We start from the raw sequence: 16999 nt of genomic DNA on the forward strand, positions 1-16999 counted from the left end.
AGGCGCGGGCCGGCCCCTTCCGGGTGCCCGGGTTACCGGGCCCCTCCTACGAGCAGGTCGTGCCGTCCTCCGGGACCTTCCCGTCCAGGAAGTAGGCGTCGATCGTCGCGGTCACGCAGTCGTTGCCCCCGTAGGCCCCGTGCCCCTCGCCCTTGTTGGTCAGCAGGATGCCGACGCCCTTGCCCAGCTCGTCCGCCATTCGCCGGGCCCCCTCGTACGGGGTCGCCGGGTCGCCGGTCGTCCCGACGACCAGGATCGGGCCCGCACCCGGCGCGCTGGTCTCCGGTGTCTCGCTCTCCCCCTCGACCGGCCACCGGGCGCACCAGCCCGCGGTGTCCCAGGCCAGGAACGGGCCGAAGACCGGTGACAGCTTCCGGAACTCCGGCAGCAGCGCACGGGCCTCGTCCACGGTGGGGCGGGACGTGGAGTCGGCGCAGGAGATCGCCCGCTGGGAGTGGCTCTGGGTGTCGTAACGCCCCTGCGCGTCGCGGCCGTTGTACGAGTCGGCGAGCCGGAGCAGGCCATCGCCCGTGCCGTTGTTCTCCGCCTCGTCGAGCGCGGCCGTCAGGGCGGGCCAGCCGGACTCGGAGTACAGCGGGGCGACGATGCCGGTGATGGCGAGCGATTCGCTCAGCTCGCGGCCCGAGTCGGTCGGCAGCGGGCTCCGGTCTATGCGGGCCAGTAGCCGGGCGATGCGCTCGGAGCCCGCCTCCGGGTCCTGGCCGCGGTCCTTGAGGTAGTTCTCCAGGGCGCGCTGGAAGCCCGTGGTCTGGTTCCGGGCGTGCCCGGTCCCGTCGGCCGTCGGGTCGACGACCGCGTCCAGCACGGTGCGTCCCACCCGGTGCGGGAAGAGGTGCGCGTACGTTCCGCCCAGCTCCGTACCGTAGGAGAAGCCGAGGTAGGACAGCTTCTCGTCGCCCAGGACCTCGCGGATCAGGTCCAGGTCGCGGGCGGCGTCGTCCGTCCCGACGTGCGGCAGGACCGCGCCCGAGCGGCGCTCGCAGCCGGCGCCGAAGTCCGCGGCGTCCTCGATGAACGCGGCCTCCTCCGCCGCCGTGTCCGGAGTCAGGTCGACGCTCCGGTGGGCCTGCTCCTGCTCCTTGTCGGCACGGCAGCGCACCCCGGAGCTGGCCGCGACCCCGCGCGGATCGAAACTCACCAGGTCGTAGCGGGAGTTGAGCTTCGCGTACCCGTCGGCCGAGCGCGGCAGCATCCCGACGCCGGATTTGCCGGGTCCGCCGAAGTTGAACAGCAGCGAACCGAGCCGACGTCCCTTGTCGCGGGCCTGCTTGCGGACCAGTGCGATGGAGAGCGTCTCCCCCGACGGCTCCGCGTAGTCCAGCGGAACGTCCACACGCGCGCAACGCCAGGCGGAACCGGGGGCCTCGCCGGCCCCCGGGGCCGGGCAGCGCTTCCAGTCGAGGCGCTGCGAGGTGAGGGCGGAGGGCAGCTTCGGCGTCCCGGGGGAGTCCTTGAGGCCCGTCGGCGCGGGCGCGGGCGAGGCGGAGGTCTCGCCGGGGCGGCCGTCGGCCGGCTCGCTCGCCTCCGGCTCCGAACTCAACAGGCCGCAGCCGGCGAGCAGTCCGGCCGCGAGGAGAGCTGCTGCTGTCCTGACGGCGATCCGCTGGGCACGACGGTGCGCACGCATGATCCGGCTTCCTTCCCCTGGGCGGGGCGTCTTGTCGGTGAGGGTCGGGTCCGCGACGCCCTCTGGCCCGAAGCCGGTGGTGACACCTCGGGCGGCTGTGATGTGCGGCCATGCTAACCGCCGTGCGTGACACGGGAGTCGGGGGCCGGTGTCACCCGCAGACGGTGCCGGACTTCGGCGCCGTGCCGTTCAACAGATAGCCGTCGACCGCTCGTTGCACACACGCGTCCTTGCTGTTGTACGCCCCGTGCCCCTCGCCCTCGTAGGTCAGCTCGACGCCGACGCCCTTGCCCAGCTTCTCCACCATCGCCTTCGCGCCCGCGTACGGGGTCGCCGGGTCGCCGGTGTTGCCGATGACCAGGATCGGGGCGGAGCCGGGGGCAGCGACGTCCGGGGTCTTCCAGGTGCCCGCCACCGGCCAGCCGGTGCAGCTCATCAGGCCCCAGCCCAGATAGTCCCCGAACAGCGGGGACGCCTTGCGGAACGCGGGCAGCGCCGCCTTCGTCTGCTCCAGGGAGAACCGCTGCTCGTTGTCCGCGCAGTTGATGGAGATGTTGGCGGCGTTGGAGTTGTCGTACCGCCCGTCCTCCGAGCGGCCGTTGAGCGAGTCGGCCAGCGCGAGCAGCAGCCCGCCGTTTTTGCCGCCCGCCTCGTCCAGGCCCTGTTCCAGCAGCGGCCAGGTCTCCTTGGAGTAGAGCGCGGAGGCGATGCCGGTGGTGGCGAGCGTCTGCGTCAGCGCCCGGTCGCCGAGCCCGTCGATCGGTTCCTCCTCCAGCTCGACCAGCAGATCGGCGATGCCCTGCTCGACCTCCTGCTGGGTGGCCCCGGGCAGCGCGCAGTCGTCGCGTTCCGCGCAGTCCTTCGTGAAGTTGTCCAGGGCCAGCTGGAAGCCCTGGGCCTGGCCGATGGAGGACTGCTCGGCGTCCTTCGTGGGGTCGACGACCGCGTCGAACACCGCCCGGCCGACCTTGTCCGGGAAGAGGTGGGCGTAGACGCCGCCCAGCTCCGTGCCGTACGAGATGCCGAAGTAGTGCAGCTGGTCGTCGCCCAGCACCGTGCGCATCAGGTCCAGGTCGCGGGCGGCGTTCGTCGTGCCCACGAAGGGGAGTTCGGAGCCGGAGTTCTCCGAGCAGTCCGCGATGAAGTCCTTCTGCCCCTGGACGAACTGCTTCTCCTCGGCCGCTTCGTCCGGGGTGGAGTCCTCCTGGTAGAAGGCGTCGAGCTGGGCGTCGTCCGCGCACTCGACGCCCTCGCTGCGGCCGACCCCGCGCGGATCGAAGCTCACCAGGTCGTACCGGGTGCGCAGCTTGTCGTACTCGGTGCCGAACGCGGGCAGCGTCGCGACGCCGGACGCGCCGGGCCCGCCGAAGTTGAACACCAGCGAGCCGATCCGCCGCTTCTGCTCCTTGGCCTTCGCCCGCACCAGCGCCAGCTCGATCGTGCGGCCGTCCGGCTGCGCGTAGTCGAGGGGCACGTCCATGAAGGAGCACTCCCACACCACGCCGCCGGGCAGCGGGGACGGCGACTCGCCGCCGCCCTGGGCCGAGTTCGGGGGCGGACACGGGGACCACGCGAGCTGCTGCGACGCCAGGTCCTCGGGGGTGGAGGACGGCGAGGCGGTCGAGGCCCCGGTGGGAGTCGAGGCTCCCTCCCCGTCACCGTCGTCCGAACAGGCGGCCAGCGGCAGCAGCACGGAGGCGGTGGCGGCGAGGGCGGCGGCACGCAGAGCGGGGGAAGTCCTCATGCCCCCATCGTGCGGCGGGGCGCCGGGGAGCGCGGCCGGGCACGGTCCATGCGGGTGGCGGACGCCCGCTGCCGCCGGGTCCCCGCTCGGCTACAGCTCGCCCTTGCGGGTGAGCTGGTTGAAGCAGATCCACCCCGGCAGCACCGGCAGCCACAGCGTCATCACGCGGTACAGCAGCACCGCGGGCGCCGCGACCTCCGCCGGCAGGCCGACCGCGATCAGGCCCAGCGTCAGGGCGCCCTCGACCGCGCCCATCCCGCCCGGCGTCGGGGCCGCCGAGCCGATCGCGTTCCCCGCCAGGAAGACCACCGCGATGCTCGCGTAGCTCAGCTGGGGAACGCCCGGGCCGCTGAACGCCCGGATGGAGGCGTCCAGGCAGAGCACGAACAGGCCGGTCAGCAGCAGCATGCCGCTGATGCCCGTGAGCAGCTTCTGCGGCCGCTGCACCACGTCCAGCATGCGTGGCACGACCCCCGCGAACAGCGAGCGCACCCGGGTCACCACGAACTTCCGCAGGAACGGGATCGCCGTCACCACCAGCACCAGTACCGCGACCGTCAGCAGACCGGCGATCACCGTCCGGGACGGGGTCAACGAGTCCGGAGTCCTCTCCGTACCGGTGAGATAACCGAACAGCGCCAGCAGCATGATGTGGGCGCCGAGCCCGAAGAGCTGCGAGGCCCCGACGCTCGCCACCGCGAGCCCGGGGCGCACCCCGGCCCGCTGGAGGAAGCGGGTGTTCAGTGCCACGCCCCCGATGGCGGCCGGCGCGACGATCTTCACGAAGGAGCCGGCCACCTGCGCCTGCACCGTCTTGCGGAACGGCACCCGCTCCGGTACGAAGCCCAGCAGGCTCATCGCCGCCGCCACGTAGCTCAGCGCCGAGAAGCCGAGGGCGGCCGCCACCCAGCCCCACTCCGCCTGCTCCACGACCACCCCGAAGTTGGCCTGGGTGACCTGCGAGATCAGGAAGTACGCGGCGATGGCCCCGGCGATGAAGCTGAACAGGGTGCGCGGTTTGATGCGCTCCAGGCGGACCGGTTCGACCGGGGCCTGCGGGCGGATCAGCAGCACCTGACGGCGGATCTGGGCGAGCAGATCCTCCTCGCGGGCCTCCTCCAGCGCGTCGTCGATGGCGCGCTTCTCGGCCTGCTTCTCGGTGCGCAGCGACTTGCGCTCCGCCTTGTGGTCCGTCTTGGGACCGGTCTTGGGGCCGGTCTTGTGGCCCGCCTCGGGTCCGGTCCCGGGCGCCGTCCTCTGTTCGGCCGCCCGGTCCGCGCCGTGATCCGGGAGAGCCCCCCCGGCGGTTTCCGCGGATGCCACGGATTCCGCGGCGGCCTGCGCCTTCGCCTGCTTGGCCGCCTGCGAGGCCTCCACCACCGCCTCCCGCTCGCGCTGCGAACGCTCGCGGGCGATCCGGCGCAGCGTCGCCCGGGTGGAGCGGCTCAGCGCGATCGGCTGGAGCAGCGGCAGACAGTCCGCCACCGCGTCCGGGCCGAGTACGGCCAGCGCCCCGGCGACCGACCGCTCGGCTCCCACCCGCAGCCCCAGCGTGGTCAGCAACTGGGCCACGTCCATCCGCAGCACCAGATCACCGGCGGCGATCTCGCCGCCGCGCAGATCCGTCACGAACGCCCGCCCGGAACGGTCCACCAGGAGCGCGTCACCGGTCAGCCTGCGGTGCGCGATCCGCCGTGACTGGAGGGCCTTCACCTGACGCCAGGTGCCGCGCACCAGATCGTCGGTGATCTCCTCGTCCTCCATCGAGTCCAGCGTCCGGCCGCCGATGTGCTCGTAGACGAGCATCACCGCGTCGGGGCCCAGCTCCGAGGTGGCGATCAGCTTGGGCGCGTTCGCCCCGGCGGCGATGGCCGCGTACGCGAGCAGCGCCTCCTGCTCCAGCGCCTGGCGCAACGACTGGATCGAGCGCCGCTGGGTGATCCCGCGCAGCGTGAGCCGTCGCCAGGCCCGGTAGAAGAACCCCTGGGCCTGCTGTTCCCGGTCGACGACGGTGACGTCCAGCGGGGGGCCGTCCTCCAGGGTGACCAGATAGCGCCGCCCCCGGTCGTTCTGGTCGGCGTGGTCCGGGGCGTCCTCGGTGCGCATCGCCGCGACCGGGTGGAAGCCCACGTGCCGCAGACCGGCCATCAGGTGCTGGCCGGTGGGGCGGACGTTCGGCGAGCCGACCGCGTACAGCGTCCCGTACGCCACGGTCCAGCCGATCAGCACGGTGAGGATGATCGAGAACGGGGTGGTGTACCCACCGACGAGCATCGCGAACGCGTCGAGCAGCAGCACCACCCACAGCACCACGCGCCAGCGCGGCCGCCGTGCCATCCCGACCGCCGTCATGTACGCGATGACCGGCGCGAGATAGCCGTGCACCGGGTCGGTCAGCCCGCCGGCCGTCTGCGGCTGGGTCAGCGCGTCCTGGATGGTGCCGGGCGCGGACCGCGAGACCCAGAGGTCGGTGGCGAGCGTCACTCCGTGGGCGAGCACGGCGGCGAGCACGCCGTCCGCGATCCGCAGTCCGTCGCGTTTGATGAGGCGTTCGATGGCGAAGGCGACCGGCACCAGCAGCACGGCGATGCTGGACACCAGACCGGCGATCTTGATCAGCAGGTCGGGCGCCTGCTCGGTGCCCTTGGAGATGTCGTCTTCCAGGCCGGTGGTGGTGCCCTGGGCGAAGGCGGCGATCGAGAACAGCACCGCGATCGCGAGTACCCCGATGAGCAGCCGCATCAGGTCGGAGGGCCGGTGCACCCGGGCAGGGAGCAGCGGCTCGTCGCCGGAGACGCGGTCGGTCAGAGCGGCTTCGGCCGAGGCGAGCGTCGAGCCGGCCAGATGTCCGGTGGTGGACGTCGTGGGACCGTCGGCGAGGGGGGCTCCGGTGGAGGATCGGGCTGCTCCGGAGGGTTCGGAATCACCCTGCGGGCGCTCCCCGGCATCGGAGGCGTCCGCCGCCTTCGGTGGCTGCACGCCCTGCTCCTTCGTCGCCTCTGGTTCGTCTTCGTGTTCTGGTATCACCGGTCACCGCCCGCATGATGGTGGCACGGCCCGTAGACGGAGGAGGGCATCAGGGTGCATCGCACGGGCGCGGGAAGCGCAACATACGCTCCTTTCCACCCGTGTGCACGCTGTGTGCCCGGACGGACACCGTTTCGGCGGGACTGTCGGTGACGTACGGCAGGATGGGTCGGATGAGCCAGGACCAGACGGCCGGGGGCGGGGCCGGCGCCGCCCCGACCGGAGCCACCCCGACCGGCGCCGAACTGCCGGAACCGACCGGTGCGGCACTGCCGGAGTACGTGGAGCGCGTCCTCGACGTGACCGACCTGATCCCGCCCGGCCGGGTGATGACCTACGGCGACATCGCGGAGTGGCTGGGCGAGGGCGGGCCCCGCCAGGTCGGCCGGGTCATGGCGCTGTACGGATCGGCCGTGCCGTGGTGGCGCGTCGTCCGTTCCGACGGGACGCTGCTCCCCGCGCACGAGCTGCGGGCGCTGGGCCATTACCGCGCCGAGGGCACCCCGCTGCGCGAGGCGTCGCGGCACGCGGAGGGGCACATCCCGCGCATCGACATGCGGCGTGCCCGCTGGGACGGCGGCGGGCCGGCGGAGGCCGCACCTGACGAGGGGCGCGGTCCGGGCGGTGACGCGGACACGGGCGGTCCGGACGGTTCGGGCGGTTCGGGTGGTTCGGGCGAGAAAGCTCACACCTGACAGCTTCCGCCATCGGCTTCCGGCGGACGCGGCCCGACGCGGCAGAGCACGTGACGGCGGCAGTGCACGTGACGAGCGACGCAGCACGGCCGCCGCCTCCCGCGCCGCCGCTGGCGTAGCGTCGTCATCGCGCGGCACGCTCCGCCCCTTCCTCTTCTTTCCCGTCCGCACCGACCCCGTCCCCCGTCACCCATCACCAGTACACCCGCGTACACCCACCAGGACCGGCGATCCACGTGAGTTCCTCCTCCACCCGGCACAGTCCGCGCCGTGAGTCACGGCCGCGGACCACGGGTGCGTACCGCCTGGTCCGCACTCCGCCGGGTTCCGTGGAGTCCCCCCTCCTTGACGCAGGCCAGCGCGCTGTGGTTGACCATCCGGGCGGCCCGCTGCTGGTCCTCGCCGGGCCCGGCACCGGGAAGACCACCACCCTCGTCGAATCCGTCGCCGCGCGGGTGAACCGCGGTGCCGACCCCGCCCGCATCCTCGTCCTCACCTTCAGCCGCAAGGCCGCCGTCGAGCTGCGCGACCGGATGGCCGCCCGCCTCGGGGCGGCCCGGGGCCCGCAGGCCACCACCTTCCACTCGTACTGCTACGCCCTGGTCCGGGCCCACCAGGACGCCGACCTGTTCGCCGACCCGCTGCGCCTCCTGTCCGGACCCGAACAGGACGTCACCGTCCGCGAGCTGCTGGCGGGCCAGCTCGACCTGGAGAAGGAGGGCCTGGCCCACGTCCGCTGGCCGGACGAGCTGCGGTCCTGCCTGACCACCCGCGGCTTCGCCGACGAGGTGCGCGCCGTCCTGGCCCGCAGCCGTGAACTGGGCCTTGGCCCGGACGCGCTGGCCGCCTTCGCCCGCCGCACCGGCCGCCCGGACTGGAGCGCGGCGGCCCAGTTCCTCGCCGAGTACCTCGACATCCTCGACGCCCAGGGCGTGCTGGACTACGCCGAGCTGGTGCACCGCGCGGTCCTGCTCGCCGAGCGCCCCGAGGTGGCGGAGCGGCTGGCCGGGAGCTACGACGCGGTGTACGTCGACGAGTACCAGGACACCGACCCGGCCCAGGTGCGCCTGCTGCGCGCGCTGGCGGGCAACCGGGGACGCGCGCCGGGGTACGCCGAGGAGCGCGGGGCGGCCGCGCGCGGCGGGCGGACGCTGATCGCCTTCGGCGACCCCGACCAGTCGATCTACACCTTCCGGGGCGCCGACGTGAACGGCATCCTCGACTTCCCGGACACCTTCCGCCGGGCGGACGGGAGCCCCGCGCCCGTGGGCGTCCTCACCACCTCCCGCCGCTCCGGGGCCGGACTGCTCGCGGCGACCCGGCTGCTCACCCGCCGGATGCCCCTGACCCGGCTCCCCGCCGACACGGTCCGCGCCCACCGCGAGCCCGCCGCCGTCCGGGACGGCGGCCAGGTCGAGACGTACACCTACCCGACCGCGTCCACGGAGCTGGAGAACATCGCGGACCTGCTGCGCCGCGCCCATCTGGAGGACGGGGTGCCGTGGCAGGAGATGGCCGTGCTGGTACGGGCCGGAGGCCGCTCGCTGCCGGCCGTCCGCCGCGCCCTCACCTCCGCCGGAGTCCCCCTGGAGGTCGACGGCGACGACCTGCCGCTGCGTTACGAACCGGCCGTCGCCCCCCTGCTGACGGCGCTGCGGACGGTCGCCGCGGCGGCGCTGCACCACAGCACCGCCGAAACGGAACCGGAGAATCAGCCGGAGAGTCGGCCGGGGGAGGAACAGGAGAGCCGGCCGGAGAACCGGCCGGATGAGAGCGCCGAGGAGGAGGCAGAGCAGGGAGTCGAGGAGGATGAGGCAGAGCAGGGAGCCGCCCCCTGGCTCGACACCGAGACCGCCCTCACCCTCCTCGCCTCCCCGCTCGGCTCCATGGACGCCGCCGACCTGCGCCGCCTCGGCCGGGCCCTGCGCGACGAGGAGCGCGCCGCCGGGATCCGGGTCCCCGCCCCCTCCGACGCCCTGCTGGCCCGCGCCCTGGCCGAGCCCGAACGGCTCGTCACCCACGACCCGGCGTACGCCCACGGAGCGCAGCGCCTCGGCGCACTCCTGCGCAAGGCCCGCGAACTCCTCGAAGGCGGCGGCACCGCCGAGGAGGCCCTGTGGACCCTGTGGAACGGCACCCCCTGGCCCGGCAGGCTGGAGCGGGCCGCGCTGCGCGGCGGGGCGGGCGGGCGCAACGCCGACCGCGATCTCGACGCGGTGTGCGCCCTGTTCGAGACGGCCGCCCGCGCCGAGGAGCGCACCGGCGGGCGCGGGGCCCTCAACTTCCTGGAAGAGGTCGACGCCCAGGACATCGCCGCGGACACCCTCTCGCGGCGGACCGCCCGCCCCGACGCCGTACGCCTGATGACCGCCCACCGCTCCAAGGGCCTGGAGTGGCGGTTCGTCGTCGTCGCCGGGGTCCAGGAGGGCGTCTGGCCCGACCTGCGCCGCCGGGGCTCCCTCCTGGAGGCCGACCGGATCGGCCGCGACGGACTCGCCGAACCCCTCACACCCGGGGCCCTCCTCGCCGAGGAGCGCCGGCTCTTCTACGTCGCCGCCACCCGCGCCCGCGACCGCCTCGTCGTCACCGCCGTGAAGGCCCCCGCCGACGACGGCGACCAGCCCTCCCGCTTCCTGACCGAGCTGGGCGTCGAACCCCGCGACGTCACCGGCCGCCCGCGCCGCCCCCTCGCCGTCGCCGCGCTCGTCGCCGAGCTGCGCGCCACCACGGTCGACCCGGCCGCGTCCGACGCGCTGCGCGAGGCCGCCGCCCACCGCCTCGCCCGGCTCGCCGCGCTCACCGACGACGAGGGGCAGCCGCTGGTGCCCGCGGCCCACCCGTACCGCTGGTGGGGCCTGGAGGAGCCGACCCGCTCCGCCGTCCCGCTGCGCGACCGCGACCAGCCCGTCACCCTCTCCGGCAGCGCGCTGGACCAGCTCGCCAACACCTGCGCCCTCCAGTGGTTCCTGGGCCGCGAGGTGAAGGCCGACGCCCCGGCCACCGCCGCCCAGGGGTTCGGCAACGTCGTCCACGTACTCGCCGACGAGGTCGCCTCCAGCCGGACCCCCGCCGACCTGGACGTCCTCATGGAACGCCTGGACTCCGTGTGGAACGGCCTCGCCTTCGACGCCCCCTGGAAGTCCGAGCAGGAGAAGGACCACGCGCGCGCCGCCCTGGAACGCTTCCTGCACTGGCACGTCCTGGACCGGGGGGGCCGCACACCCACCGCGAGCGAGCACGACTTCGACGTGACCCTGGAGGCGGGCGAGTACGCCGTCCGCATCCGGGGCTCGATGGACCGGGTCGAACAGGACGCCGAGGGCCGGGCGTACGTCGTCGACTTCAAGACCGGCAAGGGCGCGCCCACCAAGGACGAGGTCGCCGCCCATCCCCAGCTCGCCGTCTACCAGCTCGCCGTCCGCGAGGGCGCGGTCGACGAGGTCTTCGACGGTCGCCGCCCCGAGCCGGGCGGAGCCGAGCTGGTCCAGCTCCGTCAGCCCGCCCCCAGGAAGGAGGGCGGCGACGCCCACCCCAGGGTCCAGGCCCAGGAGCCGCTGGCGGGGGAGTGGGTCTCCGGCCTGCTCGCCACCGCCGCCGGAAAGGTCCTGGACGAACGCTTCACACCGACCACCGGCACCCACTGCGCCCACTGCGCCTTCCGCGCCTCGTGCAGCGCGCAGCCGGAGGGCCGTCACGTGGTCGACTGAAGCCCGTCAGGTGGTGGAGCACGGCCTTTCGTGGGCACCGGCCAGGATTGTCAGTGGCTCCGGTTACCGTTTCCCACGTGTCCCCACGCATCACCGATCCCGAGCAGCTCAAGGATCTCCTCGGGATCCCGTTCACCCCGGAGCAGACGGCCTGCATCACCGCGCCGCCCGCCCCGCAGGTGATCGTGGCCGGAGCCGGGTCGGGCAAGACCACGGTGATGGCCGCCCGCGTGGTCTGGCTGGTGGGCACCGGACAGGTCGCGCCGGAGCAGGTCCTCGGCCTCACCTTCACCAACAAGGCGGCGGGCGAGCTGGCCGAGCGCGTCCGCGGGGCGCTGATCGCCGCCGGGGTCACCGACCCCGACGTCATCGACCCGGACCATCCCCCGGGCGAGCCCACCATCTCCACCTACCACGCCTTCGCCGGCCGCCTCCTCACCGAGCACGGCCTGCGCATCGGCCTGGAGCCGACCACCCGCCTCCTCGCCGACGCCACCCGCTACCAACTCGCAGCGAAGGTGCTGCGCGAGGCCCCCGGCCCCTATCCGGCGCTCACCCGGTCCTTCCCCACCCTGGTCAGCGATCTCCTGGCGCTCGACGGGGAGCTGTCCGAACACCTCGTACGCCCCGGCGCGCTGGACCGTCACGACACCGAGCTGCTGAGCGCCCTGGAGCACACGAAGCTCAGCAACGCCGACCTCCGCAAGATCCCCGAGACCGCCGAGGCCCGCCGCTCCCTCCTCGGCCTCACCGAGCGCTACCGGGCCGCCAAGCGCGGCCGGGACCTGGTGGACTTCGGCGACCAGATCGCCCTCTCCGCCGAGCTGGCCCTGACCCGGCCCGAGGTCGGGAAGATCCTGCGCGAGGAGTTCCGGGTGGTCCTCCTCGACGAATACCAGGACACGTCGGTGGCCCAGCGACTGCTGCTCTCGGCACTGTTCGGCAGCGGTACGGAGTCCGGTGAGGACGGCCCCACGCCCACCGGCCACGCGGTGACCGCCGTGGGCGACCCCTGTCAGGCGATCTACGGCTGGCGCGGCGCGTCCGTCGCCAACCTCGACGACTTCCCCGAGCACTTCCCGCACGCAGACGGCGCCCCCGCCACCCGCTACAGCCTCAGCGAGAACCGGCGCAGCGGCGGCCGTCTCCTCCAGCTCGCCAACGGCCTCGCCGAACCCCTGCGGGCGATGCACGAGGGTGTCGAGGCGCTGCGCCCCGCCCCGGGAGCCGAGCGGGACGGCATGGTCCGCTGCGCCCTGCTGGCCACGCACACCGAGGAGATCGACTGGCTCGCCGACTCCCTCGCCCACCTCGTGCGCACCGGCACCCCGCCGGGCGAGATCGCCGTCCTGTGCCGGACCGCCGGGGACTTCCCCGAGATCCAGGCGGCGCTGGTCGCCCGGGACATCCCGGTCGAGGTCGTCGGCCTCGCCGGGCTGCTGCACCTGCCCGAGGTGGCGGACCTGGTCGCCGTCTGCGAGGTCCTCCAGGACCCGGGGGCCAACGCCTCCCTGGTCCGCCTCCTCACCGGACCGCGCTGGCGCATCGGCCCCCGGGACCTCGCCCTCCTGGGCCGCCGCGCACGCCTTCTCGTGCACCGGGCCGGCCACGCGGACGACGCCGACGCGGACCAGCGGCTCGCGGACGCGGTCGAGGGCACGGACCCGGCCGAGGTGATATCGCTCGCGGACGCGCTGGACACCTTCCTGGTCGTGGGGGACGCGGTCGACGACGGGCTGCCGTTCTCCGCCGAGGCCCGCGTCCGCTTCGCCCGCCTCGCCCGGGAGCTGCGCGACCTGCGCCGCTCGCTCGCGGACCCCCTGATGGACGTCCTGCACCGGGTCCTGGCCACCACCGGACTGGAGGTCGAGCTGTCCGCGTCCCCGCAGGCGCTGGCCGCCCGCCGCCGGGAGACCCTCGCCAACTTCCTGGACACCGCGGCCCGGTTCGCCTCCCTGGACGGCGAGGCGACCCTGCTCGCCTTCCTCGGCTTCCTGCGGACCGCCGCGCAGTACGAGAAGGGCCTCGACAACGCGCTGCCCGGCGGCGAGAACACCGTCAAGGTCCTCACCGCCCACAAGTCCAAGGGCCTGGAGTGGGACGTCGTCGCCGTACCCGGACTGGTCACGGGCCAGTTCCCGAGCGACCGGGCCCGGGAGGCGTGGACCGCCCAGGCCCAGGTGCTCCCGCACGCCCTGCGCGGCGACGCGGAGACGCTCCCGGCCCTGGACACGCACGACGGCCTCGACGCCAAGGGGATCAAGGCGTTCAAGGCGGAGATGAAGGAGCACCAGCACACGGAGGAACTGCGCCTCGGCTATGTCACCTTCACCCGCCCCCGCTCCCTGCTCCTCGGCTCCGGCCACTGGTGGGGCCCGTCCCAGAAGCGGACGCGGGGCCCGTCCGCCTTCCTCGACGCGCTGTACGAGCACTGCGCGGCGGGCCACGGCGAGATCGAGGCCTGGGCGGACGAGCCCGCCGAGGACGAGGAGAACCCGGCCCTCGCGGAACGGGACGCCGACCTGGCCTGGCCGCTCCCGCTCGACGCCGACGCCCTCGCCCGCCGCCGTGCCGCCAGGGACACCGTGCTGGCCCACCTGGAGCGCCTGGCCGTCCACGGGGACGAGGAGACCCCGGCGTACGGGCCCGGACCCGATGGCGTACTGGCCGACGAGACGCTGTTCGAGGAGGGGCCGGTCGAGGAGGAGCCGGTCGACGAGGACTGGGACTGGGACGCGCTTCCCACCGAACGCCCCCCGGGCACGCCGGACACGGCGCCGGTCTCCGCACCGGAGACCGTGCAGGACACCGCACCGAAGACCGCACCGAAGACCGCGCCTGACACCGGACAGGTCACCACACCGTCCCCGCGCCCGCCCTCGCACATCCCGGCCGCCCGCCACCCCCAGGAGGCCGGTTCCACGGAACGGCTCACCCCCGAGGAGGCCCGCACCCTCGCCTCCTGGGACCGGGACCTGGACTCCCTGGCCGGGGAGCTGCGCCGCGCCCGCGCCACCGTGCGCGAGGTCCTCGTGCCCGCCGCGCTCTCCGCCACCCAGCTGCTGCGCCTGGCCGAGAACCCCGACGCCTTCGCCCGGGAGCTGGCCCGGCCCATGCCGCGCCCGCCGCAGCCCGCGGCCCGCCGGGGCACCCGGTTCCACGCCTGGGTGGAGTCGCGGTACGAGAACCTGCCGCTGCCCATGCTCGGCCCCGACGAACTGCCCGGGGGAGACGGGAGCGACGCGGAGATCGCCGACGAGCGGGACCTCGCCGAACTGAAGGCGGCGTTCGAGCGCACCGCGTACGCCCGGCGCACGCCGTACCGGGTGGAGAGCCCGTTCCAGATCACCCTCGCGGGCCGCGTGATCCGGGGCCGGATCGACGCCGTCTACCGCACGGGCGACCGGTACGAGATCGTCGACTGGAAGACCACCCGCCACCGCACCGCCGATCCCCTCCAGCTCGCCGTCTACCGGCTGGCCTGGGCCGAACTGCACGATCTGCCGCTCGAAGAGGTCACCGCCACCTTCCTCTACGTACGCAGCGGGGAGACCGTCCACCCGCGGGGGCTGCCCGGCCGGGCCGAGCTGGAGCGGATCCTGCTGGACGAGCCGGCCCCCGAGGGCGGCTAGGCTCAAGAGCATGAGCGAGACCCCGGACAGCGCCGTCCGTACGTACACCGAACACCACCGCGCAGCCTTCCTCGACGACCTCGCGGAGTGGCTGCGCATCCCGTCCGTGTCCGCGCAGCCGGAGCACGACGGGGACGTACGGCGCAGCGCGGAGTGGCTGAGCGCCAAGCTCGAGGAGACCGGCTTCCCGGTCACCGAGATCTGGGAGACCCCCGGAGCCCCGGCGGTCTTCGCCGAGTGGCCCAGCGAGGACCCGGACGCCCCGACCGTCCTGGTCTACGGCCACCACGACGTACAGCCCGCCGCCCGCGAGGACGGCTGGGCGACCGACCCGTTCGAGCCGGTGATCCGGGACGGCCGGATGTACGGGCGCGGCGCGGCCGACGACAAGGGCCAGGTCTTCTTCCACACCCTCGGGGTCCGCGCCCACCTCGCCGCGACCGGCCGCACCACCCCCGCCGTCCACCTCAAACTGCTGATCGAGGGCGAGGAGGAGTCGGGCTCCCCGAACTTCCGCGCGCTGGCCGAGCAGCGGGCCGACCGGCTCGCCGCCGACGCGGTGATCGTCTCGGACACCGGCATGTGGGACGAGGACACCCCGACCGTCTGCACCGGCATGCGCGGCCTCGCGGAGTGCGAGATCGAGCTGTACGGCCCCGCCCAGGACATCCACTCCGGATCGTTCGGCGGAGCCGTCCCCAACCCGGCCACCGAGATCGCCCGCCTCGTCGCCGCGCTGCACGACGCGGACGGCCGGGTCGCGATTCCCGGCTTCTACGACGGGGTCACCGACCTCACCGACACCGAGCGGGCCCTCTTCGCCGAGCTGCCCTTCGACGAGGCCACCTGGCTGCGCACCGCGAAGTCGGGGGCCGCGGCCGGCGAGGCCGGGTACTCCACGCTGGAGCGCGTCTGGGCCCGCCCCACCGCCGAGGTCAACGGCATCGGCGGCGGCTACCAGGGCGCCGGCAGCAAGACGATCATCCCCTCCTCGGCCCTGGTGAAGATCAGCTTCCGGCTGGTCGACGGCCAGGACCCCGACCGGGTGCAGCGGGCCGTCCAGGCCTGGGCCGAGTCCCGTGTCCCGGCGGGCGTACGCCACCGGATCGCCTTCCAGCCCGCCACCCGCCCCTGCCTGACCCCGCTGGACCACCCCGCCCTCCAGGCGGTGGCCCGCGCGATGGGCCGGGCCTTCGGGAAGAAGGTCCTCTTCACCCGTGAAGGAGGCTCGGGACCCGCCGCCGACCTCAGGGACGTGCTCGGCGCCCCCGTCCTCTTCCTCGGCATCTCCGTACCCTCCGACGGCTGGCACGCCCCCGACGAGAAGGTCGAGCTGGACCTTCTGCTCAAGGGTGTGGAGACGACCGCCCACCTGTGGGGCGAGCTGGCCACGGCGCTGCGCTGAATGCCCAGCACTCCGCCGAGCGCCGGAACTCCCGAACGCCCGGAACCGGAACTCCGCTGAATCCTCTGCACACCCTCCACGTATCTGTGCACACCCGATCCACCCAGGGGGAGTAGGAAGCACCTGTGAGCACCTTCGACAACGCCACCGCAGACCGCCCGATCGGCCTCACCGCGCCGAGCGGCATCGACCGCGCGGCACACCACCGCCTCGACGAGGCGTGGCTGGCCGTGGCGTGGAGCCACCCGACGACCCGCGTCTTCGTCGTCTCCGGCGGGCAGGTGCTGATCGACGACACCCCCGACGGGGGCACCGAGATCGTCATGACCCCGGCCTTCGAAGCCCCGGTCACCGAGACCCACCGGTATTTCCTCGGCACCGACGAGAACGGCGTCAGCTACTTCGCGCTCCAGAAGGACTCGCTGCCCGGCCGCATGGACCAGTCGGCCCGGCCCGCGGGACTCCGCGAGGCGGGTCTTCTCCTCGGCCCCCGCGACGCGGGCCTGATGGTGCACGCGGTGGCCCTGGAGAACTGGCAGCGGCTGCACCGCTTCTGCTCCCGCTGCGGCGAGCGCACCGTCATCGCGGCGGCCGGCCATATCCGCCGCTGCCAGGCCTGCGGCGCCGAGCACTACCCGCGCACCGACCCGGCGGTCATCATGCTGGTCACCGACGACCGGGACCGGGCCCTGCTGGGCCGCCAGGTGCACTGGCCGGAGGGCCGCTTCTCCACGCTCGCCGGGTTCGTCGAGCCGGGGGAGTCGATCGAGCAGTCCGTGGCCCGCGAGGTGTACGAGGAGGCCGGGATCACCGTCGGCGAGGTGGAGTACATCGCCAGCCAGCCCTGGCCGTTCCCCTCCAGCCTGATGCTCGGCTTCATGGCGCGGGCGACGTCCTTCGACATCACCGTCGACGGCGAGGAGATCGAGGAGGCCCGCTGGTTCTCCCGCGAGGACCTCACCGCCGCGTTCGAGTCCGGTGAGGTCATGCCCCCGTTCGGCATCTCGATCGCGGCCCGCCTGATCGAGCTCTGGTACGGCAAGCCGCTCCCGAGGCCCGGCAGCGCGAAGCGGACCGCCTGAGCATCCCGGACACACGACTGCCCCCGGCGGTGCCGGGGGCAGTGCCGCGCGCGACGGGC

The 16999-nt window shown here is 73.8% G+C and carries 8 protein-coding genes; 5 read left to right on the plus strand and 3 right to left on the minus strand.

Going from position 1 to position 16999, the window contains the following annotated elements; genetic code table 11:
* Positions 1–46: 46 nt before the first annotated feature.
* The 3 genes from ACIRJT_RS32265 to ACIRJT_RS32275 all read right to left on the minus strand — a co-directional run bounded on the left by ACIRJT_RS32265 (position 47) and on the right by ACIRJT_RS32275 (position 6371).
* Positions 47–1648: an alpha/beta hydrolase gene (locus tag ACIRJT_RS32265; protein ID WP_403916246.1), complete on the minus strand. Its 1602-nt coding sequence runs from the start codon at positions 1646–1648 to the stop codon at positions 47–49.
* Positions 1649–1799: 151 nt separating this feature from the next.
* Positions 1800–3392 (minus strand): alpha/beta hydrolase, encoded by a 1593-nt coding sequence (locus ACIRJT_RS32270; RefSeq protein WP_403916249.1) that lies wholly within the window; start codon positions 3390–3392, stop codon positions 1800–1802.
* Positions 3393–3482: 90 nt separating this feature from the next.
* Complete coding sequence (locus ACIRJT_RS32275) at positions 3483–6371, minus strand: lysylphosphatidylglycerol synthase domain-containing protein (protein ID WP_403916252.1); 2889 nt, start codon at positions 6369–6371, stop codon at positions 3483–3485.
* A gap of 221 nt (positions 6372–6592) precedes the next feature.
* On the opposite strand from ACIRJT_RS32275, the gene ACIRJT_RS32280 reads away from it, so the two are divergent.
* The 5 genes from ACIRJT_RS32280 to nudC all read left to right on the plus strand — a co-directional run bounded on the left by ACIRJT_RS32280 (position 6593) and on the right by nudC (position 16940).
* Positions 6593–7114 (plus strand): MGMT family protein, encoded by a 522-nt coding sequence (locus ACIRJT_RS32280; protein ID WP_403916255.1) that lies wholly within the window; start codon positions 6593–6595, stop codon positions 7112–7114.
* Between the two features lie 236 nt (positions 7115–7350).
* Complete coding sequence (locus ACIRJT_RS32285; RefSeq protein ID WP_403916258.1) at positions 7351–10821, plus strand: ATP-dependent helicase; 3471 nt, start codon at positions 7351–7353, stop codon at positions 10819–10821.
* A 77-nt stretch (positions 10822–10898) separates the two neighbouring features.
* Positions 10899–14453: a UvrD-helicase domain-containing protein gene (locus ACIRJT_RS32290; protein ID WP_403916260.1), complete on the plus strand. Its 3555-nt coding sequence runs from the start codon at positions 10899–10901 to the stop codon at positions 14451–14453.
* A 10-nt stretch (positions 14454–14463) separates the two neighbouring features.
* Positions 14464–15858, plus strand: a complete 1395-nt coding sequence (locus tag ACIRJT_RS32295) for a dipeptidase (protein ID WP_403916262.1) — start codon at positions 14464–14466, stop codon at positions 15856–15858.
* 125 nt (positions 15859–15983) lie between these two features.
* Positions 15984–16940: an NAD(+) diphosphatase gene (nudC, locus tag ACIRJT_RS32300; RefSeq protein WP_403916265.1), complete on the plus strand. Its 957-nt coding sequence runs from the start codon at positions 15984–15986 to the stop codon at positions 16938–16940.
* The last annotated feature ends 59 nt before the right edge of the window (positions 16941–16999 follow it).

The sequence above is a fragment of the Streptomyces sp. NPDC102283 genome, from assembly GCF_044766265.1.
Lineage (GTDB): Bacteria > Actinomycetota > Actinomycetes > Streptomycetales > Streptomycetaceae > Streptomyces.